This is a genomic window from uncultured Cardiobacterium sp., assembly GCF_938028825.1.
Taxonomy (GTDB): domain Bacteria; phylum Pseudomonadota; class Gammaproteobacteria; order Cardiobacteriales; family Cardiobacteriaceae; genus Cardiobacterium.
The window spans coordinates 15,899-41,015 of record NZ_CALIZP010000063.1; the positions used below are offsets into that span (position 1 = coordinate 15,899).

The window sequence follows — 25,117 nt, forward strand, 5'->3', positions numbered from 1 at the left end:
CCATGAAACAGAGCGAATTTGTGCGCTGGTTGCGTGCACAAGGTGTCCGCATTGAGCCGGGCGGCAAACATTTGAAGCTGTACTACAACGGCAAACGCAGCCATATGCCCAATCACCCCAATCAGGAACTGGCCGGCGGCACCATGCGGGAAATCAAAAAACAGCTTGGCTTATAAACCGCTTACCCACCGGTAAAAATGGAGAAACCCATGCAATACGCCGTTCATATCGAACAAGAAGGTCCGCATTACATCGCCACCTTCCTTGACAGCGCCCTGACGGGCGTCACCCAGGGCGAAAGCCTCGCAGAAGCACTGGACATGGCGGAAGACATGCTGCTCTGCAATATCGAAGACTTTTTCGACATGGATGAAGCCGTGCCGGATGCTGTCGCACGAGGTGATTACTATGTTCGCCTGCCGCTGCTCGTGCGCATGAAAGTGCTGCTGCACAACGAAATGCTCAAACAGCACATCAGCCAGGCCCAACTCGCCCGCCTGCTCGATACCACACCGCAGGAAGTCCGCCGCCTCCTGCGAGTGCGGCACAACACCCAACCGGCGGCACTGGAACAGGCACTGGCAGCACTCAATATCCATGTCGAACTGGCGATAACGGCCTGAACCGGCAAAAACCCCGCTCACGCGGGGGTTTCCTTTTATAAGGCGGGATGCTTCGCCCGCTGCTGACGGATATATTCCAGCTCATGCCGCGCCCGCCCGTCCTGCGGGTTTTCCTGCAACAGGCGCTGGTAAATCGCCTCCGCATCCTGCCAGCGGCCGCGCTCCGTCAGGGTAAACGCCAGCCCGCGCGCTGCGGCGGCGCAGACAGATTGCCGCTCCTGCGGGTCTTCCATCAGCTTGCACACATCCGCCGCCTTCCCGAAATCGGCGGCGGCCGCCTGCCAGTCCTTCTTGCGGTTGAAATAAAAGCCGCGCTCATTGAGCGCCAGGGCATTGGCGGGCGAAAGGCGCAGCAGCGCGTCCAGATCCCGCTTGCCCGCTGCCAGATCGCCCAGTTCGTTATGGGCATAGGCGCGCAGATAAAAAAGCTCGGCCCAGCGGCCGTCCACAACCACCGCTTCCTTCTGCGCATTCGCCGCTTCCAGCACATACAGCAGCGCTTCCGGATTGCCTTTCGCGGCAAACACCTGCCGTTTTTCGCCGGCAAAGCGCTGCTCGAAAAGGCGAACCGCCTCGTCCAGCAGCGGCACGGCCTCGCCCGGCCTGCCTGCAAACAGGGCCTCCGCCGCCTGCGCGTGCAGACGTACCGCATCCGGCGGGAATGCCGGCGCAGACGGCGCGGCGCATACCACCCCCGCCACGAACAGCCAGACAGACAAGAAAAAACGCATAGAACCTCCGTACGCAAAAGCGCGCATCATAGCAGCCGCTGCGCATCGGGACCTGACCGGCGGCGCATCGACAAGCCATCCCGCGTCGCAACCCTTTGCTGCGCCGTCTTTATCCCGCCGTTTTGCCACGGTGCGGGCGGATTTTTCCGCTACAATCGCGCCGTTTTTTGCTGACTGAGGAAGCCCCCATGACCCGATTGCTGTGGTTTTTCACCGCCCTGTTCCCGCTCTTCGCCCATGCTGCCGAGCCGCTGCCTGCCGAAGAAGTCTTCAAGCCGGTCATCCGCCAGCTGGATGACGGCGACGGCTACCTCACCAAAATCACCATCGACTTCCCGCAAGGCTATTACCTCTATGCCGACAAAACCACGCTGCAAGGCGCGGACGGCATGGAAGAGCGCAGCCCGGCGGAGGCGAAGGATGATCCCTATCTGGGGCAGGTGATGGTCTGGCACACGCCGCCGACCATCACCTTGCGCCACCGCGACGCCGCACACACTTTCACCCTGACCACCCAGGGCTGTCAGGAAAACGTCCTCTGCTACCCGCCGACGACATGGACGCTGCACGCCGAACCCGCCGCCACCGCCAGGCCGCAGCTCTTCAAGGCGGCAAACCGCGACGTCTTGCCGGAAGAAGAAGCCTTCACCGTGAGCGCGACGGAAACAGACGGCGAACTCGCCCTGCATTACCGCATGCCGGACGGCTACTATCTCTACCGCCACAGCCTGCGCGCCGCAGTGGACGGCAAACCGCTTGACCTGCCGCTGCCGGCGGGCGAGGTGCATCAGGACGAATTCCTCGGCGAACAGCAGATTTATCGGGGCGCACTCAACCTCAGCCTGCCGCGCCCGGCGGCGGGCGGCACCCTGACCCTGCACCTGCAAGGCTGCGCCGAAGGTCGCATCTGCTACCCGCCGATGACGCGCGATTTCCCGCTCACCGCCGCGCCGCAGGCGGTAAAAACCCCGGCACAAGCGGTTGCCGCCGCACCGCCTGATGCCACGACAAGCACCATTGACCGCCTCATCCGCCGCCTGAACGACAACTTCCTCATCTCCCTGCCGCTCGTCCTCCTCCTCGGCATCGGTGTCAGCTTCACCGCCTGCGTCTATCCGCTGGTGCCCATCGTCACCAGCCTCGTTGTCGGGCCCAACACCGGCAGCGGCCGCGCCTACCGCCTCATCACCGTCTATGTGCTGGCGATGGGCGCAGCGATGGGGCTGCTCGGTGCCGTCTTCGGCATCTTCCAGATCAATCTGCAAGTCATCCTGCAAAAACCGTGGATTACCGCCCTCGTCGCGCTGCTCTTCGCCGGGCTCTCGCTGTCGCTTTTCGACGTCTATACCCTGCAAACCCCGCGCTGGCTGCAAAAACCGGTGGACAAGCTCAACCGCCGCCAACAGGGCGGCTCCTACGGCGGCGCGGCGGTGATGGGCGCGCTGTCCGTGCTCGTCGTCAGCCCCTGCGCTACCCCCGTTTTGACCGCACTCCTGCTCTTCACCACCCAGACCGGCCCGCTCAAAGGCGCGACCGCCCTCTTCGTCTTCGGCCTCGGCACCGGCCTGCCGCTCTTGCTCTTCGCCGGTGCCTTCCGCCGCTTCATGCCAAAGGCGGGCGCATGGATGGACAACGTCAAAAAAGCCTTCGCCTTCGCCCTGCTTGCCATCGGCGTGTGGCTCGTCGCCCGCATCCTGCCGCCCGCCTGGGCGCTCACCGCTTGGGCGCTGTACGCCATGTTCGCCGCTGCCTACCTCTATGGCGACAGCAAAACCCGCCGCTTCCTCGCCGGCAGCGCCTTCATCGCCGCCCTCGCCCTCGGCATGCAGAGTGCCAACCTGCACCTCGGCGCGCCCGCCGCGACTGCGCCGCAAGCGCACAACGCCTTCCGCACCGTGGACAGCGTCGCCGCGCTCGAAGCCGCCATTGCCACCAGCGACCGCCCCGTGCTGCTCGACTTCTACGCCGACTGGTGCGTCGCCTGCAAAAAATGGGAAGCCCAAATCTGGAACAACCCCGACTTCGCCGCGCCGCTTGCGCCCTACACCCTGCTGAAAATCGACGTGACCGACTTCACCGCCGAACACAAGGCGATGTTCAACGCGCTCAACCTCGTCGGCCCGCCCGCCGTGCTCTACTACCTACCGCACGGCAAACTGCACGCCCCCGCCGAAACTCTCATCGGCGAAATGACGCCCGACGCCTTCGCCGCCAAACTGCGAAGCTGGGCGGAATAACCTCCCGGCACCTGCCTGCACGGCCTTGCCGCAGGCAGGCAAAACACTGTACGGGTTTCCCGGTGAAGCCGCTATAATGCGCGCCTCTAACGCCCCCGCGCGGCCTAACCCACAGACCGTACCGCGCGGCACCGCGACCATCCCACCCTGAGAACCCAATACCCTATGGCGCTAATATTTGTCATTAACGGCCCCAACCTGAACCTGCTCGGCAGCCGCGAGCCAAAACACTACGGCAACGACACCCTGGACAGCATCGAAACCCGCCTGAAAAGCATGGCGCAAGACCTCGGTCACCAGCTCGAACACATCCAGCACAACCACGAAGGCACCCTCATCGACCTCATCCACGAAGCGGGCAGACACGAAGTCGATTTCATCATCATCAACCCCGCCGCCTACACCCACACCAGCGTCGCCCTGCGCGACGCGCTGGCTGCCGTCGCCATCCCCTTCATCGAAGTGCACCTCTCGAACATCTACCGGCGCGAAGCCTTCCGCCGCCACTCCTATTTCAGCGACCTCGCCCTCGGCGTCATCAGCGGCCTCGGCGCGACCGGCTACGAACTGGCGCTCACCGCCGCCCACCACTACCTCACCAAACCCAGACAAGAGACCTGACCATGGACATCCGCAAGATCAAGAAACTCATCGAAATGCTCGAAGCGAGCGGCATCGCCGAACTCGAAATCACCGAAGGCGAAGAATCCGTGCGCATCAACCGCTACGGGCAAATGCCGCCGATGATGCCGCCTGCGCCGTATCCCATGCCCTACCCGGCCGCACCGCAGGCGCCCGCCGCCCCCGCACCTGCCGCCGAAGCCGCCCCCGCTGGCAAACCCGCGCCGGACGGCAAACTCATCCGCTCGCCGATGGTCGGCACCTTCTACAACGCCCCCGCGCCCGATGCCGACCCCTTCATCAAACTCGGCGACGACATCAAGGCGGGCGACACCGTCTGCATCATCGAAGCCATGAAAATGTTCAACCGCATCGAAGCCGACTTTGGCGGCAAAGTCGTGGAAATCCTCGTCGAAAACGGGCAACCGGTCGAATACGACGAACCCCTCTTCGTCGTCAAATAAGCTCCGGGGGAAACCGCCATGTTCCAGAAAGTGCTGATTGCCAACCGGGGGGAAATCGCGCTGCGTATCCTGCGCGCCTGCCGCGAAATGGGCATCGAAACCGTCGCCGTGCACTCCAAAGCCGACGCCGACCTCAAACACGTCGTCCTCGCCGACGAATCCGTGTGCATCGGCCCGGCGCCTTCGTCCGAAAGCTACCTCAATATGCCCGCCATCATCGCCGCCGCCGAAGTCACGAACGCCGACGCCATCCACCCCGGCTACGGCTTCCTCTCGGAAAATGCCGACTTCGCTGAGCGTGTCGAACAATCCGGCTTCACCTTCATCGGGCCGCGCGCAGAAACCATCCGCATGATGGGCGACAAAGTCGAAGCCATCAAAGCGATGAAAGCCGCCGGTATCCCCTGTGTGCCCGGCTCGGACGGCCCGCTCGGCACCGATCCGGACGAGATCCGCGCGACCGCCGAACGCATCGGCTACCCCGTCATCATCAAGGCGGCGGGTGGCGGCGGCGGACGCGGCATGCGCGTCGTCAAAAACGCCGCCGAAGTCGTCGATGCCGTGCGCCTCACCAAAACCGAAGCGCGCCAGGCCTTCGGCAACGACATGGTGTACATGGAAAAATTCCTCGAAACCCCGCGCCACATCGAAATCCAGGTGCTGTCCGACAAACACGGCAACGCCATCCATCTCGGCGAACGCGACTGCTCCCTGCAACGCCGCCACCAGAAAGTCATGGAAGAAGCGCCCGCTCCCGGCATCACCGCCGAACAGCGCGCAAAAATCGGCGGCATCTGCGTCGAAGCCTGCAAACGCATCGGCTACCACGGTGCCGGCACCTTCGAATTCCTCTACCAGAACGGCGAGTTCTACTTCATCGAAATGAACACCCGCGTCCAGGTCGAACACCCCGTCACCGAAATGATCACCGGCGTGGACATCGTGCGCGAACAAATCCGCATCGCCGCCGGGCTGCCGCTCTCCTACACCCAGGACGACATCCACATCCGGGGACACGCCATCGAGTGCCGCATCAACGCCGAAAACGCCAAGACCTTCATCCCCTCGCCGGGCAAAGTCAGCGAATTCCACGCACCGGGCGGCCTGGGCGTGCGTGTCGAATCCCACCTCTACGACGGCTACACCGTGCCGCCGCACTACGACTCCATGATCGGCAAACTCATCACTTGGGGCGATGACCGCATGACCGCCATCGCCCGCGCCAAAATGGCCCTGCGCGAACTCGTCATTGAAGGCATCAACACCAACATCGAACTGCATCAGGACCTGCTGGACGACCCCGTCGTCAACCACGGCGGCATGGACATCCACTACCTTGAACACAAACTCGGCCTCGCCTGACAACATAACGCCCCCGCTTGCGGGGGCAAAACATATCCACTCCCGGAAACCCGCATGACCCCCCAAACCTGGCTGGAACTCACCCTCACCGCCCACAGCGACGCCGAAGCCGAGCAGCTCGAAGCCGCGCTGGAAGCAAGCGGCGCCATCGCCGTCACCTACACCGCCTCCGGCGACGAAGAAATCTTCGAACCGCCCGTCGGTACCACCCCGCTGTGGCAGACCACGCGCGTGACCGGCCTCTACCCGCTAGACAGCGACCGTGACGCCATCCTCACCGTTCTGCGCGCCGCCCTCGGCGACGACTACCCCATCGCCGCACACCTCCTGCACGACAACGACTGGGTGCGCGCCTGGCTCGACCACTTCCAGCCCATCCCCTTCGGCAACGGCTTTTGGGTCGCCGCGACCGAACACACCATCCCCGACGCAAACGCCACCGTGCTGCGCCTGGACCCCGGCCTCGCCTTCGGCACCGGCACCCACCCCTCCACCGCCATGTGCCTCAACTGGCTGGTGCATCACGACCTGCGCGGCAAAACCGCCTACGACTACGGCTGCGGCAGCGGCATCCTCGGCATCGCCGCCGCCCTGCTGGGGGCCACACACATCTGGCAGACCGACATCGACCCGCAGGCACTCACCGCCAGCCACGACAACGCCGCCAAAAACGGCGTCGCCAACCGCATCACCCTCTGCACCAACCCCGATGACGCGCCGCAAGTCGATCTCATCATCGCCAACATCCTCCTCGAACCGCTCTGCGCCCTGCGCCCGCAATTCGAAAAACACCTGCACGACGGCAGCCGCCTCATCTTCGCCGGCCTGCTCAAACGCCAGGAAGCGCGCATCCGCGCCGCCTACGCCGACGCCTACCACATCCGCCGCGCCGACGAACGCGACGGCTGGATACTGCTCGCACTGCAACGCAAATAAATGCTCACCCTCGGCCGCTTCACCTACCCCCGCCCCGTCATCACCCTCGCGCCGATGGCGGGCGTCAGCGACCTGCCCTTCCGCCGCCTCTGCCAGGCGAACGGTGCCGATTACAGCACCGCCGAAATGGTCAGCGCCAAGCCCGACCTCTTGCACACCGGCCTCGCGCAGAACCGCCTGCAATTCGACCCCGACCCGCGCTACCCGAAAATCGTCCAGCTCGTCGGCGGCGACCCGGCACTGATGGCGGAAGCGGCGCTCGTCATGCAGGCCAAAGGCGCGGACATCATCGACATCAACCTCGGCTGCCCGGCGAAAACCGTCGCCCGCCAGCAGGCAGGCTCGGCACTGCTCGCTGATCTCGGCCAAGTCGCAAAAATTCTCACCGCTGTCAGCCGCGCCGTATCCATCCCCGTCACCGTCAAAACCCGCCTCGGTTACCACGACGACCAGCCGACCCTGTTTGAACTCGCCGCCATCGCGGAAGACAACGGCATCGCCGCCCTTGCCGTGCATGGCCGCAGCCGCGCGCAGAAATACAACGGCACCGCCGACCATGCCGCCATCGGTGCGCTTAAAAACCGTACCTGCCTGCCCGTCATCGCCAACGGCGACATCACGGACGCCGCGCAAGCAAAAACCCTCATTGACCGCTACGGCTTCGATGGTCTCATGATCGGCCGCGCCGCCCTCGGCGATCCGTGGCTCTTCGCCCGCTGCCAAGCGGCGGTGAACGGCATCCCCGCGCCCGCTGCCGACAAGAATGCGCAAATCCGCACCCACCTGCACGACCTGCACCGGCACTACGGCGCGCAAGCGACGCGCATCGCGCGCAAACACCTGCACGCCTACCTGCGAGATCATCCTGCCTATGCCGCGTTGCGCGACGCCATCAACAGCGCTGCCGACCTCACCGCCCAACTCGCCGTCCTCGCCGGCGCCGCGATATAGCAAGCGCCCAACCCCCGCTATATACTGCGCGCCCAACACGCACCGCGACCCGCCCCATGAAAACAACGACCATCCGTGCCGCCATCGAGCACAGCATCGAGCAGTATTACGCCATGCTCGAAACAGACGAACATCCCCATGCCGCCGCCGGCCTTTATCACCTCATCATCCACGAAGCCGAACACGCCGTCATCAGCCACATCATGCTGCGCTGCGCCCACAACCAGAGTCACGCCGCGAAAATCCTCGGCATCACGCGCAACACCCTGAAAAAAAAGCTCGACGAACACCACATCCCCTATCCCAAACTCAAATAAACAAGGCAACCGATGAACCTCAACACCTACAACCTGCCCGACAGCTACCGCACCTACATGGCAGCGCGCGATCCGGCCGTTGATGCCTACTACACCTTCCGCGAGCGCAAGCGGCCGCTGAAAGACACCAAAACCTACTGCCTGTGGTCGCAGCGCACCCTCGAAGAAAAACAGCCCGTCATCCGCACCCCCTACTACCAGGACTACTGGGCACAAAAACTGATGGCGAGACGCCGCGAAACGCGCGAAGCCTTCGCCTTCGGCCACGCCGCCGACGGCGACGGCGTCCTCTTCTTCCACCCCGAAGACCACGGCATCTGGGAAATTGAGCCGAACGGCAACGCCCGCCTGCTCGCCGCCACTTTTGCCGATTTCCTCGAACGCGCCGCCTTCGACCGCAACATCGATCTGCGCAACTTCTTCTGAAACCGCCTGCGCAGACGGCAAAATGCCCCGCTTGCCGGACGCAAGACGGCTTTAACCCATCAAGCAGGCACACAGCCTGCTTTTTGCGTTTCGGGCACGCGCAACCGCCAACGCGTTTTTGATTTAGAGACGTTGCAGGCAACGTCTCTACAAAAACCGGTGTTTGCCACAGGCCGCCGCAGCGATATTGATGGCAGGCTGAAGCCCGCCCTACGAACCCTGGTTTATTTCTTGGGACAGGCAGTGTCGCTACGGAATCCGGTAACTACGCCGCCTGGCGGGCCCGGCGCGTCGCTGTCAATTTCCTTCTTCTTCCGTCTCCGGCGGCAGGCCGAACAGTTCGCGGTAGTAGTCGTCAGCCGTCGCGCCGCCGTCCAGCACGATACCGCTGCCGTGTTGCAGGTAGTCATCCGCCGCGCGGCGGGTTTGTGCGCCGAAGCGGCCGTCCACGTCGAGCCGGTAGCCCTGTTGTGCCAGGAATTGCTGTATCCGCCGCGCTTTTTCCCGCGCATCCGGTACGGCCGCCGATGCCGTCGCCGTCTGCGGCCGCACTGCCACTGCCGCCTCCGTCCCTGCCGCTTCCTGTTCCGCCGCCGCAGGCGGTTCCGGTGGCAGGCGGAAGAGGTTTTCGCAGATCCGCGTCGGCAGGTAGGGGCAGATGTCTTCGCTCATGGTGCGGCGGATGTGATTCAGCCAGACGCCGCCGCTGCGCGGCACGAGGTCGTGTGCGGCCAGTGCGCCGTAGAGGGCGGCGATGATGGCGAGGTTGCGCGCCGTGCGCAGCAGGCGGCGCATGATGATGCCGTCGCGCAGTTCCTGCCAGTATTCGCGCGGCACTTTGTTGCGCCGCCACAGGGTGAGCAGGGTGCTGCCCAGCCGGGCGATGCCGAGCGGGACGACCACCATCAGGGCGACGCGCACGGCGGTGTCGAAGGGGATAAAGAGGGGGCGGGCGGCAAAATAGCTTTCCATATTGGCTTCGGCGTAGAGGGTCGCGTAGAACAGGGTCGGCGCGGCGATGCCCCACCAGAGGCCTTTGGAATGGGTCGGCGAGACTTTGTCGAGGATGCGGATCAGGTAGGCGGCGAGTTCTTCCGCCATTTCCGTGCTGATGAAGCCCTGGCAGGCTTTTTCTATCGCCGCCGCCAGCGTCGCGGCCGAGTGGCCGGGATTTTTTGCCATGTCGCGCAGGACGCTGTTCAGCACCGGCTGCCCGGCATGGCGGTAGAAGAAGGCGACGGCTTTGCTGCGCCTGACGATGCCGCTTCGCGGCACGGCGTCCGCCAGCCAGTCCAGTTCCAGGGCAAAAAGGTCGTCGAAGAAGGGGGGGCGCACGTAGGGATAGGGCGGGTTGGCGAAGGCGTAGCAGGTGTAGGTCTTGCCTTTCAGCAGGGCGCGGTTCAGCACGAAATCGAGGCGCAGCGCGATGCTTCTGCCCGAGTAGGCGAAGAGGTGGCTGCTGATGCCGTTCGGGCAATGGCTGGTGAGGGACAGCGGGATTTTCCGGCGGCAAAATTCCGGCCCTTCTTCCATGAGCAGCGCATCCAGCGCGTCGCGGGCGAAATGGGTCGTGGTGCCGACGGCATGGCCCGGCGTTGCCCGCGCCGCCACATGCCGCGTCAGCATGAAGAAGCCGTGTCCGCCGCAGTGTTCGCAATGCACCGCGCCCGCGCCGACACAGTCGGCACAGGTTGTCTGCCCGCTGCCGCCACAGGTTTCGCAGACGTGCTGCACCGTGCGGCTGCCGCTGTATTGGCCGTCGCGGTATTCGGACACCTGTTCGCTGTGCTGCCCCGCGCCGCCGCAGGTGGTGCAGGTTTGCCGGCCGACGCCGCCGCAACGGGGGCAGGTCGTCTTGCCCTGCCCCCGGCACAGCGGGCAATCTTCCTGCACGGACAGCGGCGCGAAGCGGTGAAAGACGCTCTCCTGCATCGACTGCGCCAGCCCCTGCCGCCCCGCCTCGCTGAGGCCGTTGATAAACGGCTGGCGCAGCGCGGTGTCCGTCTGCGCCTGGTGCAGCAGCGCCGCCGTTTCCCGCTCGAACAGCGCCGCATCGTTGCCGCAGTGCCGTGCCGCCGCCTCGCCGCCGGCGATGCGCCTGTCTTCACAGAAACCGCCGAACTGCCACACCACGTTCAGCTCGACGGCAAAGGCTTCGGCTTCATGCGCCACCGCCTGCACTTCCTGCGCATCCACCCGGTTGCCGTGCGCCAGATTCCTGAGCTGGCGCAGCAGTGTGGCGGCCAAATCCTCCGAGTCGTAACCCTCAATCAACATGCAGCAAATCCCTGAAAAACAGGGCGGCAAGTATATAGCCGAAGTCCCGCCGCCGGATAACGGCGGCAGGCGTATAATCCCGCGCCATCCCCACCGGCAGACGCCATGCAACACAAACACTTTCTCCTCAATCTCGTCATCGCCGCCGCCGCGCTGACGGGTGCCTCCCTCGGCGGCGAGTTTTACCTCAGCACTCTGCTGCTGCTTTACCCCGTCTATCTCCTTGCCTTCGCCATCTACCTCGCCATCCGCTACCGCCGCGCGCCGTATCCCAAAACCCTGCTGCATTACCCGCTGGTGAGCCTGCTGCTCTACCTGCTGACGCTCGCCTTTGCCTGGCGCACCTATCACGCCATCGACCGTCTCGCCGCCGCGCGCATCGGTGAATTCCCCGTCTGTCCCGTCGGCGAAACCTGCGCGCCGCAGGTCATCCACTACCGCCATTACCTCGACAAGCACTACATCTACGAACGCAACAGCAACTGCGTCACCCTGCGCAGCCCCGCCTACGCCTTTGTGAAAAGTGAAACCCGCCACTGCCGCAACGCGGCAAAAGGAAATACCCCATGAACGGCATCACCGACCTCAGTCAATATCTCACCGGTGCCGGCAGCCACCTGAAACGCCTCGTCACCCGCCACCGCACCCTGCCCGTCGCCGGACTGGGTGCCGCCGGGCTGCTCTTCATCGCCTTCGCCGTCAAACTGTGGATGACCCAACCATGACCCCCACCGCCACCGACATCAGCGCCTTCGCCGCCTATCTTGACGACCTGCAACAGCGCATCACCGCCGCGCTGACCGCGACAGACGGCGGCGCTTTCCGCCGCGACGCCTGGCAGCGCGACGAGCCCCGCCTGCGCGGGAGCGGCCTCACCATGGTGCTGCAAGAGGGCGGCGTCTTCGAGCAGGCGGGCGTCAACGTCTCGCACATCGCGGGCGAACGCCTGCCGCCTGCGGCGAGCGAAAAGCGTCCCGAACTCGCCGCCTGCGCCTATACCGCGCACGGCCTGTCGCTGGTCATCCACCCGCGCAACCCCTACGTGCCGACCAGCCACGCCAACATCCGCCTCTTCACCGCGCACGACGGCGGGCGCATCCGCGCCTGGTGGTTCGGCGGCGGCATCGACCTCACCCCGTACTACCCGTTCGACGACGACTGCCGCGCCTGGCACCGCGCCGCCTTTGCCGCCTGCGCCCCGTTTGGCGCCGAGCTCTACCCGCGTTACAAAGCCTGGTGCGACCGCTACTTCTACCTGCCGCATCGCGGCGAAACGCGCGGCATCGGCGGCCTCTTTTTCGATGACTACCAGCCCGCCGACTTTGCGGCAGGTGCCGCCTTCACCCGCGCCGTCGGCACAAGCTGGCTCGCCGCCTACCTGCCCATCGTCGAAAAACGCAAAAACACCGCCTACGGCGAGCGCGAACGCGCCTTCCAGCTCTACCGGCGCGGCCGCTACATCGAATTCAACCTGCTCTACGACCGGGGCACCCACTTCGGCCTGCAAAGCGGCGGGCGCACCGAATCCATCCTGATGAGCCTGCCGCCGCTGGCGCGCTTCGCCTACGACTACCGCCCGGCAGCCGGCAGCATGGAAGCCCGCCTTGCCGACTACCTCAAGCCGCGCGAATGGCTGTAAATTTGCCACCAGACCCAACCCCGGAGCCCACCATGAACCACGACTGGTACGCCGACGCCCACAGTTGCCTGCCGCTGCACGGCGACACCGACATCAACCAGCTCCGCCTGCACTACGACGCCGGCGTGCGCTACCTCTCCGTCAACGTCGGCATGGACATGAACCCGCTCGCGCAAATCATGACCACCATCGCCGGCTACCGCCGCCAGATTGCCGCCGCCGACTGGCTCGAACTCGCCGACACCGCCGCCGACATCGAACGCATCGCCGCCGGCGGCAAACTCGCCCTCAGCTTCGACCTCGAAGGCGCACTGCCGCTGCTCGAAACCCCCGACATGGTCGCCCTCTACCACCGCCTCGGCGTGCGGCAAATCCACCTCGCCTACAACCGCAGCAACAGCGTCGCGGGCGGCGCGCACGACGAAGGCGGCCTCACCCCGCTCGGCGAGCGCATGGTGGACGCCATCCACGCCGCCGGCATCCTCATGGACCTCAGCCACAGCAACGAACAAACCGCGCTCGAGATCTGCGCGTACAGCGGAGAGCGCCCCGTGCTGTACAGCCACGCCAACCCGCGCGCCCTCGTGCCGCACAGGCGCAACATCACCGACCGCGCCATCCGTGCCGTCGCCGCCACCGGCGGTCTCGTCGCCCTGAACGGCGTCGGCAGTTTCCTCGGTGACCCCGGCCTCCAACCCGCCTCGCTCATCGCGCACATCGACTACATCGCCCAACTCGTCGGCGTGGCACACACCGCCATCGGTCTGGATTACTGCTACGACGACGGTGTGCCGGACATCCCCGCCGACGTGAACCGCCAGTACTGGTGGCCGCCCGCCGCAGGTTACGACCCGCAAAAAGGCCTCAGCGGCAAATACCTCAGCCCCGCCGCGCTCGATGCCGTCCGCGACGGTCTCGCCCAACGCGGCTACCGCGACGACGACATCCGCGCCATCATGCGCGACAACCTGCTCGCCCTCATCAAGCGGGTGTGGTAACGGCGGCGGCAATCCCCGCTTGCCTGCCCACATTAAAAGGTGTTAAATCACCCGCCCCCCATTTACCCATTCATCAAGAGGAACAGCACATGAAAAAACTCGGCATCGTCGGCTGGCGCGGCATGGTCGGCTCCGTACTCGTTGAACGGATGCAGGCAGAAGGTGACTTCGCGCACGTCGAAACCACCCTGTTTTCCACCTCGCAGGCAGGCACCGCCGCCTCCGCCTTTGCCGGCAGCGGCAAAACCCTGCACGACGCGCACGACCTCGACGCACTCGCGGCGATGGACATCATCCTCACCTGCCAGGGCGGCGATTACAGCAAAGCCATCCACCCGCAACTGCGCGCACGCGGCTGGGACGGCTACTGGATTGACGCCGCCTCCGCGCTGCGCATGGATGATCGCGCCGTCATCATCCTTGATCCGGTCAACCGCCGCGTCATTGACGCCGCCATCCGCGACGGCAAAAAAGACTTCATCGGCGGCAACTGCACCGTCTCCCTGATGCTGATGGCACTCGGCGGCCTCTTTGAAAACGACCTCGTCGCATGGGCAACCAGCATGACCTATCAGGCGGCCTCCGGCGCGGGCGCGAAAAACATGCGCGAACTGCTCGAAGGCATGGGCTACCTGCACGCCCAAGTAGCGGACGAACTCGCCGACGCGCACAGCGCCATCCTCGACATCGACCGCAAAGTCAGCGCCGCCCTGCGCAGCGACGACTACCCCAAAGCCAACTTTGGCGTGCCGCTCGCCGGCAGCCTCATTCCCTGGATTGACGCCGACCTCGGCAACGGCCAATCCAAAGAAGAATGGAAAGGCGGGGTGGAAAGCAACAAAATCCTGGGCCGCAGCGCCAACCCCATTCCGGTGGACGGCCTCTGCATCCGCGTCGGCGCGATGCGCTGCCACAGCCAGGCGTTGACCCTGAAACTGAAAAAAGACCTGCCGCTTGCCGAAATCGAACAACTGCTCGCCAAACACAACGACTGGGTGAAAGTCATCCCCAACGAAAAAGAAGCGAGCATGCACGAACTGACGCCTGCCAAAGTCAGCGGCACCCTGAACGTGCCGGTCGGCCGCCTGCGCAAACTGGCGATGGGCGGCGAATACCTGAGCGCCTTCACCGTCGGCGACCAGCTGCTGTGGGGCGCGGCGGAACCGCTGCGCCGCATGCTGCGCATCCTCGTGGACTGATGGCACGCCACAAAAAAACGGCGGACAACCGCCGTTTTTTTATAGCCGTTTCCTTCGTACACGACAAACAGCCCCTCCCCGTCGGGGGCGTTATCATACCAGACCGAAGAATAACCGGCCTGCGGACGCCGTTTTATTTCCGGGGACTGGTATTAACATTCATGAACGCTTTCCCATGCCTGAAATCATCCTGATCGTCGCGCAAAGCACCAACCGCGCTATTGGCCGTAATAATCAAATGCCGTGGCATCTGCCACGCGACCTGCAACATTTCAAGCGGCATACCCTCGGCCACCCCGTCATCATGGGGCGCAAAACCTATGAAAGCATTGGCCGCGCCCTGCCCGGGCGGCAGAATCTCGTCATCAGCCGCAATGCCGCCTATTCCCTGCAAGATGCGACGGTTTGTCCGCATCTTCCCGGTGCCCTTGATGCTGCAAAAGGGGATACGGTTTACATTATCGGCGGCAGCGCGCTTTATCACAGCGCCCTTCCCGTCGCCAATACATTGCTGGTAACGCATGTCCATACCACGATTGCCGATGCGGACCGCTTTTTCCCGCCTATTGATCCCGCTATCTGGCAGGAAACCGCGCGCGAAGAATACCCTGCCGACGCACGCAATCCATATGATCTGACTTTCTGCCGCTATGAGAGGGTCGTGCCGCTGCATTCCGCATAGCACCGGGAATAGCGGGATGGCGGATGGCAAGAGGAATTTTCAGGTAAAGGGCAGAAACTTTGCCTCAGATGTCGATATTGGCGCTGTTGGCGTTGTCTTCGATGAAGGCGCGGCGGGGTTCGACTTCTTCGCCCATCAGGGTGGTGAAGATTTCATCCGCCAGACGCGCGTCTTTGAGCTGGACTTGCAGCATGCGGCGCACGGCGGGGTCGAGCGTGGTTTCCCACAGTTGGTCGGGGTTCATTTCACCGAGGCCTTTGTAGCGCTGGATTTCGTAGGCGCGTTTGCCTTCGGCGAGCAGGGCGGTGATGACCTGGTGGAAGTGTTCGACTTCGATGCGTTCTTTGCTGTTGGTGAAGTAGGCGCCTTCGCCGAGCATGCCGCGCACTTTTTGCCCGAAGCTGTTGATGCGGCGGTACTCGTTGCTGTCGGCAAAGTGCGGGTCGATGTAGTTGTGGTGCTGGTTGGCGTGTTGTTCGATGCGGATGTCAATGCGCGGGTTGTCGCCCGGCAGGTAGTCGGCGGTGAGGGTAACGCCGGCCTCAGCGAAGCGGGCAAGTTGCTGGCGGTAAGCGGCAAGCCATGTCTGCATGGCGTCTGCGTCGGCGAAGGTGGCGCGGCTGAGTTCGGGCGCTTCGACGAGGGCGCGCAGGACGCGGTTGTCGTAGCGGTGTGAGAGGCGTTTGATCAGGCCGTCAATCACGGCGTGTTCGCGCGCGAGTGCTTCGAAGGCGCTTTTGTTGATGGCGGGGGCGTCGGCGGCGAGGTGCAGGCTGGCGTCATCCAGTGCCTGGGTGAGCAGCAGTTCGTTCAGTTCGTGGTCGTCTTTGAGGTATTGTTTGTTGCGGCCTTTGCTGGCGCGGTAGAGCGGCGGCTGGGCGATGTAGATGTGGCCGCGTTCGACGAGTTCGGGCATTTGCCGGTAGAAGAAGGTGAGGAGCAGGGTGCGGATGTGCGCGCCGTCCACGTCGGCATCGGTCATGATGATGATGCGGTGGTAGCGCAGTTTGGCGGCGTCGAAGTCGTCTTTGCCGATGCCGGTGCCGAGCGCGGTGATCAGGGTGCCGATTTCCGCCGAGCCGAGCATTTTGTCGAAGCGGGCTTTTTCGACGTTGAGGATTTTGCCTTTGAGCGGCAGGATAGCCTGGAATTTGCGGTTGCGCCCCTGTTTGGCCGAACCGCCTGCGGAGTCCCCTTCCACGATGAAGATTTCGGAGAGGGCAGGATCTTTTTCCTGGCAGTCGGCGAGTTTGCCGGGCAGGCCTGCGATGTCGAGCACGTCTTTGCGCCGCGTCATTTCGCGGGCTTTGCGCGCGGCTTCGCGGGCGCGGGCGGCATCAACGATTTTGCCGGCGATGATTTTGGCTTCTTGCGGGTTTTCCAGCAGGTATTCTTTGAGTTTTTCGCCGAGGACGCTTTCCACCGCGCTTTTGACTTCGCTCGATACGAGTTTGTCTTTGGTCTGCGAGCTGAATTTGGGGTCGTGCACTTTCACGGAGACGATGGCGGTCAGTCCTTCGCGCGCGTCGTCGCCGCTGGTCGCGATTTTTGCTTTTTTCAGAAGGCCTTCCTCTTCCATGTAGGCGTTCAGGGTGCGGGTCATTGCTGCGCGGAAGCCGGCCAGGTGGGTGCCGCCGTCGCGCTGCGGGATGTTGTTGGTGAAGCAGTAAACGTTTTCCTGGTAGCTGTCGTTCCATTGCAGGGAGATTTCGACGTACACGCCGTCTTTTTCGGCGCTGCAATAGAAGATGGTGGGGTGGATGGGGGTTTTGTTGCGGTTGAGGTATTCGGTGAAGGCGCGCACGCCGCCTTCGTATTCGTAGGTCTGGGTTTTGTTGGTGCGTTCGTCGCTCAGGGTGATGCGCACGCCCGCGTTCAGGAAGGAGAGTTCTTGCAGGCGTTTGGCGAGGGTGTCGTAGTCGTAAACGACGTTGCCGAAGGTGTCGGAGCTCGCAAGGAAGTTGATTTCGGTGCCGCTCTCTGCCGTATCGCCGATGACGGCAAGCGGCGCGTCCGGTTCGCCGTGGTGGTAGTGCTGCTGGTGGATGTGGCCGTCGCGGCGGATGGTCATGGTCAGGCGTTCGGAGAGGGCGTTGACCACGGAGACGCCGACGCCGTGCAGGCCGCCGGAGACTTTGTAGCTGTTGTCATCGAATTTGCCGCCCGCGTGCAGCACGGTCATGATGACTTCGGCGGCGCTGCGGCCTTCTTCGGGGTGGATGTCCACCGGGATGCCGCGCCCGTTGTCGCGCACGGTGATGGATTCGTCCTGGTGGATGATGACGCCGATTTCGGTGCAGTAGCCGGCAAGGGCTTCGTCGATGGCGTTATCGACGACTTCAAAGACCATGTGGTGCAGGCCGCTGCCGTCGTCGGTGTTGCCGATGTACATGCCCGGGCGGGTGCGGACGGCTTCGAGGCCTTTCAAAACGCGGATGTTGGAGGAGTCGTATTTGTTTTCGGTCATGGTCGTTCCCGTGGGCTGTACAAAGGCGCGCATTCTAGCATAAACGGCGGTTTTACCGCCGTTTTCTGTTTGCAAGTAGGGGGATACTGCCCCGCGTTTCAGCCCTGATAAACGGGCAGTTTGTGCAGCATGTTGAGGAAGTGGAAGAGGGCGACGAGGACGCCGTAGAGGAAAACGGCGGCGAGCAGCGCCTGCCCGCCCGGCACGGTGTAGCCTGCCGTGCCGTGGCGCGCGCGCGTCTTCCACACCAGTGCGGCGGGCACCATGCACGTCCAGATGGTCGCCACCGCGCCCGCGTAACCAATCGCCATGACGAAGCCCATCGGCCAGAGCAGCGAGCAGAGAAGCGGCGGCAGGAAGGTGGCGAGCCAGGTTTTGCTGCGCCCTGCGCGGTCATTGCCGAAATGGAAACTGTCGGCGAGATAGTCGAAGACGCCGAGGCCGACGCCGATGAAGGAAGAGACGACCGCACCGAGGGCGAAGGCATCGATGGCGGTTTTCAGATAGCGGCTGTGCAGGATGTCGCCGAGTCTGGCGGTGAGCACATTGACGCTGTCGTCGGCGGCGGCAATCGGCGCCAGCTCGCCGCGCGGCAGGTTGCCGAAAATGGAGAGCGTCCACAGCAGGTAAATGCCCATCGCCAGCAGCGTGCCATACAGAATCGCGCGCGCCGCCTTCTTCTCTTCGCCGTAATAGGCACGCATCGAGGTGACGGAATGGTGGTAGCCGAAGGAAGTCAGGCAGACGGGCAGGAAGGCGAGCACATAGCGGGCATAACCACCGCTGCCGCCGTCGCGGTTAAGCAGCGTATCGAGGCGCACCCCGCTGACCAGGCCGTAAATGCTGAACAAAAACGTCGCGACCATGAAGACGATGAGCAGCACTGAAATGCGGTCCACGGCACGGGTCGAGTGCCAGACAAACGCACCACCGATGACGCAGGCAAGGATGGAGGCGGCGGTAGTACCGAGCGACCCGCCGCTGATGCCGTGCAGCATCAGCCCCATCGTGGTGATGTAGGCATAAAGGAGAATGCCGCCGACGAAATACACGGCGAGGTTGTTGATGACATTGACCGGCGCGCCAAGCACATCGCGGGTGACGGTATTGAACGACGCGCGCAGATCATAGCGCTGGTAGGCTTCGAGCAAGAGCCAGCCGGAGAGCGTCATCATCAGCATGGTGAGGACGATGGCGGCAGTCGCCCACAGCGACCAGGCACCGGCACCGGCAAGCGGCAGAGCGAGCATCCCCGCGCCGACACAGACCCCGGTGATGATGCAGGCCCCGCCGAGGAGGGAAGGTTGTTTGTTCATGAGGTTTCCTGTTGATAAAGAGGGGACGGGGATAATGCCGCGTTGACCGGGGTTGCGCAAGGCGGGGCAGCATTCACGCCGTCACGGACAAAGGTGTTGATGTATTTACCGACGCCGTCCAGCCAGTCCATGAACATTTGCTGGCGCACTTTTTTGTTCGCCTTCATGTTTTGCAGGTCCGGGATGCGCTTTTCCGCTTCTTGGAAGTGCGCGGCCAGCGCTTTGCCCAGGTCCTGGATCATGGTCTGCGGCACGCCTTCGAGGATGTGCTGCACCCTCGCGTTGTACATTTTGAAGGCGTTGCGCACGGCTTTCGCGCCCGGGTCGGCGCGCAGGATGCGGTCGAGTTCGCCCTGCCGGTCACAAACCACAGGTCGCGAATGGTCGGGTCGGTGAAGGCCTGCATGATGCGTTTCGCCAGGCCTTCCTGCGTCGGCGGGTCGCTCACCAGTTGTGGCGGGATGCTGTACATCGCTTCGATTTGCGCCGCTTCGGGGGTGAGCAGGGCATCGTCCCAGATGACGAAGTTGTGGCTGCCTTCACCGGCGCGGCGGCTGTTGCCGTCAAGGTAGCGCAGGCCGGGGATGCCGTTGTCGTTCAGCGCCAGGCTGGCCTCGCGGTCGCTCCCGTAAATGTCGTCCAGGCTGTTGTAGATGTTGCTGCCGGTCGGATCGTCGCCGAGTATTTTGTCGGCCAGTTCCTGCCCGCTTGCCACGCCGTAGTCTTCCAATGCCCGTTGTGGTGCGTTTTCAAGGGTGCGGCGGATTTTTTCCTGCACATCCTGCGGCTGTTTGCTGTACGCGTCATCCCAGTCCAGCAGTTCTTCGTCTTCGGGGATTTCCGCGCTGTACAGCTGCCCCTGCCGCGTGTCCGCTTCGATGTCGCCGTTGGCGATCATCTGCGCGGCTTCGCGCGCGGTGTCGAGGTCAACCTCCATATGGCCGTCCCAGATGACGTCCATCTCGTCCTCTTCGGCTTCCGCGATCAGGGCTGCCAGATCGGTGCCGTCGGTGATGGCGTTGGCCGCCACTTCTTCCGCACCTTCCAGTTGCCAGCCGTGTTCGTCGCTTCGCCAGCCGTCGTTGGTGCGGATGAAGGGTTCGTCGCCGAAGCGGAAGTTTACAATCTCTTCACTGTTGGAAAGCCTGCGCCGGTATTCTTCGGAAACGTCCCGGTCGCCCGCGAAGTAGATACCCCAGCCGTAGGCCTGCGCGCCTTCGCCCGTGCCGATTCTGCCCAGGTCGAAGCCTTCGTTTTCGATGCCCCGATAGGGTGTACCGTGCCAGGCGGTGCTGAAAAGCGCCTGCCCCGTCTTGGTTTCGGCTTCCGTCTGTGCCGCCTGTTGTTGCAGCTTGACAACATCGGCATCGGTGAGTACAGTGTAGCCATAGTCCCTCGCTGACTTTTCATGGGTGTATTGGACACCGTTCGACGTAAGCAGCGGGGGACTTGTCGTATCCACATAACGCAGGCGGCCTTCTTTCGTCCATTTGGCAAAGGCGTGTTCGGCGTTGTTCTTGCCGTAGATACTCGCCACTTTGTTCACCATGTAGTAGCGCATTTTGTGGTTCAGGTGGATGGCGGCAACAACGGGCGCGCCGTCGCTGTCCGTGAGTTCCGTCACTGCCACAAAGCCGCCGCCTTTTTCGGTATCGAACACCATCACCGGTTTTTGCAAGGCCTGCGGAATCTGCGCCAGCAGTTCCGGGGTGAGTTCGTGCGTGTTGTCGCCGCGCTGCCCCTGCTCGCTTTTCGGGCGCAGCAGGGAAAAGAGTTTGCGTGTATCGACAATGCGCAGCGGTAATGCGTACGCCCCCAGTGCCTGATAGACCGGCGGGGTTGTGCCGAAGTCGATGGGTTCGCCGCCGATGTTTTTTGCGCCGTCCCAAATGGCACGCGCAATGTTCAGGATGCGGTTGCTGGCAAGGCGCAGGGTGCGCTGCTGTCTTGCGTCCGGGGTTTGGTCGCCCGTTTCCGGTGCGGTGCTGTGGTAGATGTTGGCGTCCGCCGGATTGAAGGCGCCGCCGTTGCCGGTGGCGGATTTGATTTGCGCAGGGTCGGTGACGATGACTTCATCGTTGATGCTCTGTTTGGCATCGCGGGTGCCGCTGTCCACCACGTTGTCGGCCAGTACGCCGTCGTAGCCGTTTTCCCAGGCATGGTCGGCGAGTTCTTCGATATCGTACAGGGTTGCGCCGTTCACTTCGATTTCGTCGAAAGCACCGCGCCCCGCGTAGTCCACATTCAAGGTGTTGCGCGCGTTGACGAAGAGCGGCATGGCGTCCCGTCCGTATTTCTGCGCAAATGCCCGTGAGCGGGTCAGGAAGATGCGCGGCATGTTGAGCGGGGTGTCGAAGGTGTCAAACTGCGCGTTGGTGCCGTGATAGACCACCTGCGGCTCGCCCGTGCGTGGGTTCACTACCTTTGAGGCATTCTTGGGGTCGTTCTGCCAGTCACCAAACCATGCCTTGAACGACGGGGTGCGCACCTGCACCCATTGGCGGTAGTCGAGTTCCGTCTGCCCCGCTGCCTTGGCCTGTTTGTAGGCTGCTTCGCCGCCGTACTGTTGCGCGGTTGCGGCAAATTCCTGTTGCAGGGTTTGCTTCTCTTGCGTCAGGTCTTCGTTTGTTTTAATATTTGCCCTAGAAAGGTTTGCATCTGAACGCAATTGTGAGGGCAATTGTAGCCGGAAGGCGTTCTTGAATTGCAAACCTTTTTCTTTATCCCAATAGAACACCTTGCGTTTCAGGTCGTTCTCTATCTTGAATGCTTCCCGCCCGTACACACTGGTAACGTCTATCAGTTCCACACCCCGTTTCGTTACATTCAATGCCAGCGTCGCAATGACTGGCATCTGTGTCCCGTCAATAAAATCGGTTTCGATAAGTCCGGTTAGTGCGATATAGCTGTTGGGATTGGTCGAATTGGGTGAGGATTTCACGATGGCGATGGGTCGGTTTAATTGTTCCGGCAAACGCTTCAACGTTTCAGCATCCAGGTTATGCCCGTAATCTAACCCCAAGCGGCGATTCATTACTTTCTTGATAACCCTGCCGGCAATAAACATTCCCGTATCGGGCAAGCCTGCCAGTTGCAGCGCTTCAGGCGTCGTCCCGAGGCGCACGAACCCCGCGATGTTTTCCCCTGCCGCCACACGGTCAACCGCCCGTGCAAAGGCGGAATCTGCCGCTTCGTCAAGGTTGGGTGCGACGGAAAACAGCGGCATCCCTCCGCCCAATGTCTCGCGCATGGTGTCCGTCACGGTGAAGGAAAGCTGTTCCGCGCCCGTCTCTTCCTGCATGGCGTTTTCCAGCCGGATGCCTTTGTCGGCTTTGCGCAAGAGGGCTTTCAGCGCTTTGGGGACGACGCTGTCGTAAAACGCCTTCATCCCTTCGCCGCCCATTTTCAGCTCGTCGCCTTCGAGGCGGCGCACCCCGTCCGTCTCTTTCTGCGCCAGCAGTTTCCGTGCGGTTTCTTCACCGATGATGTCGTCCAGCTCTTGCGGCGCGGCTTCATGCTCGATGGGCGCGCCGTTGCCTTTGGGGTGGGCGGTCAGGTGCTTGCCGTCGTATTCGATGCTGGCAATCTTTGTTTCCAAGCCGTAGCGGTCGGCGCTTTGCTGGCCGTTGATAAAGGCCACCCGCTGGTAGCCGCCATTGACGGCTTCCATCAGTACGCGTTTCAGGGTCAGATCCACCCATTTGCCGGTTTTGTCCACAAACGGTGCGGCGGCATCCGTCTTGCCTTTGCGCCTGTCCTGCGCCCAGTCTGATTGCAGTTCCTCGACAAAAAGGGTTTGCCCGCCGTCAAAGTCGGTCAGGCGGATGTGCGCCAGCACGTTTTCATTGTTGTCCCAGTGCGGCGACTGGTATTGTTCGACTTTGCCACCATCCGTGGTCAGCAACAATTCGCGATAGTTCTGCCCTTTGCCGGCAAAGCTGTAGTCGCGGTAAACGGTGCTGCCCTCCGCCCGTTCCGTCAATTCCGGTTCGCGCAGGACGCTGCGGTAGTAGTCTTTTTCTTCCTCCGCCCGCCTTTCGAGTTCTTCCAGGGCGTCTTCACGGCTCCCGAAAGTTTGTCCGTCTTCGCCGACCCATTGTTCTGCCGTGCCTGTGGTGTAGGTGGCTCTTTCATCGCCGTCTGCATCGTACACGGTGATATTGCCGTCATCATCCTGTTCGTAGTATTCGCCCCATTCTTCATTTACTGCCGTTTCCGGCTCAACGGTGTCCCCGTATTCATCCTGCCAGACTTCCGTCTCTTCCCGTGTGACGGTGTAGGTGTCGCCATTTGCATTCCAGAAGGTCAATTCACCGTCGTCTTCATTCACCCCTGCCGCTTCGTCGTCTATCCAGTTTTCCTCTTCGTTATAGGCATCCCATGCCTCTTCCTCACTGTCATACACACGTTCATCCTCGCTGGTTGAGCGGAAGCTCCATTTTTGCCTGAGGCCTTCTTCTTCGATGACGACTTGCCCGCCGCGCAAGTAATCCTGCACCGCTTCGCGGCTGATTTTGCCGTCCTGTGCGTCCAGCCATTCGCGGATGCCCGTCCAGAAGATTTCGTCTTCTTTGACTTTCCCTTTGGATACCATGCCCGCCAGTTGTTCTTTCCACGCCTGCGCCGTGCCGTTTTTCATCTGCACGGTGTTGATTTCGCGGGCAAGGGCGGAATAGAAGCCTGATCCCGCGCTGGGCGCCGTCGAATACGCCGCAGCGTCCACCGGCGGCATGCGTTCCTGCCGCTGTACTGCGCGCTCTGCCGCCTGCGCGGGCGGGGTTTGTCGTGCCGCCACGCCTGCGCTTGCCCGCGCGTCGGCGAGGTCGTCCGCACCTTGCAAGGCAGTGATGTCGCGCAAGAGACCGATGGCGTCGGCGTCGCTGAGTTCTTCCTGGGTGATTTGCCGTTTCGTGATCCTGCCCAGTACACGGCGGATGACGTCCGCCATTTTCCCCAGTAATGCCTGCAATCTGGTTCTGCCCGTGGTCGGGGCGAAGCGTCCGTAGCGGGCTATCAGCGCGTCCGCGTTGCCTTGCTCGATGGCGGCAGACAGTTCGGCCAGCGCTTCTTCCATCGCCTGTTCCGGCGTAACACGCACGTCCTGCCCGCTGTTGAGATACGCCGCATTGCGCTCTGCCTGTATGGCTTCCGCAAGATGGCGCAGGGCGCTGTTCTGCCGCAGTTTGCTGAGGGTCGTCTGCCATTCTTTGCCACCCCACACCTGGCGGTAGTAGTCCGCGCCACGGTGGACAAATTCGTGCCACGCCATCCAGGCAATGCGCTGCTCGCGCGTCAGTACGGTCACGCCGTCTATCTCGAAGGCACGGATGAGGAAGAGTGAAAATCCCGGCCTGCAAAGCCACCCTCTGTTTGCCTCACGCAAACGGCTTTTCTTTGCCGGTTCAGGCGGTTTGTGCCAAGTATTGCCGCCTTTTGCCAACCACCCCGCCCGCCGCTAGAATACCGCCGCTTTCTTTATATTACGGAGTTCTCATGCGTAGCGAACGCGTCTGGTTCGGCTTTTTCGTCCTGCTGGCGCTGACCCTCAATTTCGGGTTCGTCTATGGCGACATCGCCAACCCCGAACACCACGACAAGCTCGAACTGTTCTTTGCCTTCATCATCAGCCTGGTTTGCACCATCATGAAATTCGGCGACCGCTCGCATCTCGGTTCGCTCATGCTCGCCGCCAGCCTTGTCGCCGATGTCCAGCTCTTCTGCGCCGTCTGCGCCTGGACCTTTTCCGTCTCGCTGCTCGAATCGAGCACGATGGCGACCATCGTCTCCTTCACCGCCGGGGCGCTCATTGCCAACATCGTCTCGGTGGTGCTGGTCGTCATCGAAGCCGCCACCCTGCGCCGCTGACGCGCA

23 protein-coding genes are annotated in these 25,117 nt (G+C 62.8%); 17 read left to right on the forward strand and 6 right to left on the reverse strand.

What is annotated here, in order from left to right:
* Nucleotides 1-2 precede the first annotated feature (2 nt).
* Nucleotides 3-176: a type II toxin-antitoxin system HicA family toxin gene (locus tag Q0562_RS09470; RefSeq protein ID WP_298643758.1), complete on the forward strand. Its 174-nt coding sequence runs from the start codon at nt 3-5 to the stop codon at nt 174-176.
* A gap of 33 nt (nt 177-209) precedes the next feature.
* Nucleotides 210-623: a hypothetical protein gene (locus tag Q0562_RS09475; protein WP_298643759.1), complete on the forward strand. Its 414-nt coding sequence runs from the start codon at nt 210-212 to the stop codon at nt 621-623.
* 35 nt (nt 624-658) lie between these two features.
* Here Q0562_RS09475 and Q0562_RS09480 read toward each other — a convergent pair whose 3' ends face one another.
* Nucleotides 659-1,384, reverse strand: a complete 726-nt coding sequence (locus Q0562_RS09480; RefSeq protein ID WP_298643761.1) for a tetratricopeptide repeat protein — start codon at nt 1,382-1,384, stop codon at nt 659-661.
* Between the two features lie 158 nt (nt 1,385-1,542).
* On the opposite strand from Q0562_RS09480, the gene dsbD reads away from it, so the two are divergent.
* The 8 genes from dsbD (at nt 1,543) to Q0562_RS09520 (ending at nt 8,668) form a co-directional block, all read left to right on the forward strand.
* A complete protein-coding gene (gene dsbD, locus Q0562_RS09485; protein ID WP_298643763.1) occupies nt 1,543-3,591 on the forward strand; it encodes a protein-disulfide reductase DsbD in 2,049 nt (682 codons plus the stop codon).
* Between the two features lie 165 nt (nt 3,592-3,756).
* Nucleotides 3,757-4,212, forward strand: a complete 456-nt coding sequence (gene aroQ / locus Q0562_RS09490; RefSeq protein WP_298643765.1) for a type II 3-dehydroquinate dehydratase — start codon at nt 3,757-3,759, stop codon at nt 4,210-4,212.
* 2 nt (nt 4,213-4,214) lie between these two features.
* Nucleotides 4,215-4,676, forward strand: a complete 462-nt coding sequence (accB, locus tag Q0562_RS09495) for an acetyl-CoA carboxylase biotin carboxyl carrier protein (protein ID WP_298643767.1) — start codon at nt 4,215-4,217, stop codon at nt 4,674-4,676.
* A gap of 18 nt (nt 4,677-4,694) precedes the next feature.
* Nucleotides 4,695-6,038, forward strand: coding sequence for an acetyl-CoA carboxylase biotin carboxylase subunit (accC, locus tag Q0562_RS09500; RefSeq protein WP_298643769.1), 1,344 nt, complete (start codon nt 4,695-4,697; stop codon nt 6,036-6,038).
* Nucleotides 6,039-6,092: 54 nt separating this feature from the next.
* A complete protein-coding gene (gene prmA, locus Q0562_RS09505; RefSeq protein WP_298643771.1) occupies nt 6,093-6,974 on the forward strand; it encodes a 50S ribosomal protein L11 methyltransferase in 882 nt (293 codons plus the stop codon).
* Complete coding sequence (dusB, locus tag Q0562_RS09510) at nt 6,975-7,925, forward strand: tRNA dihydrouridine synthase DusB (protein WP_298643773.1); 951 nt, start codon at nt 6,975-6,977, stop codon at nt 7,923-7,925.
* Between the two features lie 56 nt (nt 7,926-7,981).
* Nucleotides 7,982-8,242, forward strand: a complete 261-nt coding sequence (locus Q0562_RS09515; protein WP_298643775.1) for a helix-turn-helix domain-containing protein — start codon at nt 7,982-7,984, stop codon at nt 8,240-8,242.
* Between the two features lie 12 nt (nt 8,243-8,254).
* A complete protein-coding gene (locus Q0562_RS09520) occupies nt 8,255-8,668 on the forward strand; it encodes a hypothetical protein (RefSeq protein WP_298643777.1) in 414 nt (137 codons plus the stop codon).
* Nucleotides 8,669-8,965: 297 nt separating this feature from the next.
* Here the strand turns inward: Q0562_RS09520 and Q0562_RS09525 are convergent, their stop codons facing one another.
* Nucleotides 8,966-10,945, reverse strand: a complete 1,980-nt coding sequence (locus tag Q0562_RS09525) for a hypothetical protein (protein ID WP_298643778.1) — start codon at nt 10,943-10,945, stop codon at nt 8,966-8,968.
* A 105-nt stretch (nt 10,946-11,050) separates the two neighbouring features.
* Between Q0562_RS09525 and Q0562_RS09530 the strand changes: the two genes are divergently transcribed.
* The 6 genes from Q0562_RS09530 (at nt 11,051) to Q0562_RS09555 (ending at nt 15,463) form a co-directional block, all read left to right on the forward strand.
* On the forward strand, nt 11,051-11,515 hold the full coding sequence (locus tag Q0562_RS09530) for a hypothetical protein (RefSeq protein WP_298643780.1): 465 nt from the start codon (nt 11,051-11,053) through the stop codon (nt 11,513-11,515).
* Complete coding sequence (locus Q0562_RS09535) at nt 11,512-11,670, forward strand: hypothetical protein (RefSeq protein WP_298643782.1); 159 nt, start codon at nt 11,512-11,514, stop codon at nt 11,668-11,670. Before Q0562_RS09530 ends, Q0562_RS09535 begins: the two co-directional genes overlap by 4 nt.
* Nucleotides 11,667-12,584: an oxygen-dependent coproporphyrinogen oxidase gene (gene hemF / locus Q0562_RS09540; protein ID WP_298643784.1), complete on the forward strand. Its 918-nt coding sequence runs from the start codon at nt 11,667-11,669 to the stop codon at nt 12,582-12,584. The genes Q0562_RS09535 and hemF overlap by 4 nt, the downstream gene beginning before the upstream one ends.
* A 32-nt stretch (nt 12,585-12,616) precedes the next feature.
* Complete coding sequence (locus Q0562_RS09545; RefSeq protein ID WP_298643786.1) at nt 12,617-13,582, forward strand: membrane dipeptidase; 966 nt, start codon at nt 12,617-12,619, stop codon at nt 13,580-13,582.
* A gap of 89 nt (nt 13,583-13,671) precedes the next feature.
* Nucleotides 13,672-14,781, forward strand: a complete 1,110-nt coding sequence (gene asd / locus Q0562_RS09550; protein ID WP_298643788.1) for an aspartate-semialdehyde dehydrogenase — start codon at nt 13,672-13,674, stop codon at nt 14,779-14,781.
* Nucleotides 14,782-14,956: 175 nt separating this feature from the next.
* Nucleotides 14,957-15,463 carry a dihydrofolate reductase gene (locus Q0562_RS09555; RefSeq protein ID WP_298643789.1) on the forward strand — a complete coding sequence of 169 codons (507 nt, stop codon included), beginning with the start codon at nt 14,957-14,959 and terminating at the stop codon, nt 15,461-15,463.
* Between the two features lie 64 nt (nt 15,464-15,527).
* Here the strand turns inward: Q0562_RS09555 and gyrB are convergent, their stop codons facing one another.
* The 4 genes from gyrB to Q0562_RS09575 form a co-directional block, all read right to left on the reverse strand.
* Nucleotides 15,528-17,930, reverse strand: coding sequence for a DNA topoisomerase (ATP-hydrolyzing) subunit B (gene gyrB, locus Q0562_RS09560; RefSeq protein WP_298643790.1), 2,403 nt, complete (start codon nt 17,928-17,930; stop codon nt 15,528-15,530).
* A gap of 98 nt (nt 17,931-18,028) precedes the next feature.
* On the reverse strand, nt 18,029-19,246 hold the full coding sequence (locus Q0562_RS09565) for an aromatic amino acid transport family protein (protein WP_298643791.1): 1,218 nt from the start codon (nt 19,244-19,246) through the stop codon (nt 18,029-18,031).
* Complete coding sequence (locus Q0562_RS09570; RefSeq protein ID WP_298643792.1) at nt 19,243-19,521, reverse strand: hypothetical protein; 279 nt, start codon at nt 19,519-19,521, stop codon at nt 19,243-19,245. Before Q0562_RS09570 ends, Q0562_RS09565 begins: the two co-directional genes overlap by 4 nt.
* Nucleotides 19,485-24,629: a hypothetical protein gene (locus Q0562_RS09575; RefSeq protein ID WP_298643794.1), complete on the reverse strand. Its 5,145-nt coding sequence runs from the start codon at nt 24,627-24,629 to the stop codon at nt 19,485-19,487. The genes Q0562_RS09570 and Q0562_RS09575 overlap by 37 nt, the downstream gene beginning before the upstream one ends.
* 110 nt (nt 24,630-24,739) lie before the next feature.
* Here Q0562_RS09575 and Q0562_RS09580 point away from each other — a divergent pair, with 110 nt between their 5' ends.
* Entirely contained in the window at nt 24,740-25,111 is a 372-nt protein-coding gene (locus tag Q0562_RS09580) for a DUF6394 family protein (protein WP_298643796.1), read from the forward strand.
* Nucleotides 25,112-25,117 lie beyond the last annotated feature (6 nt).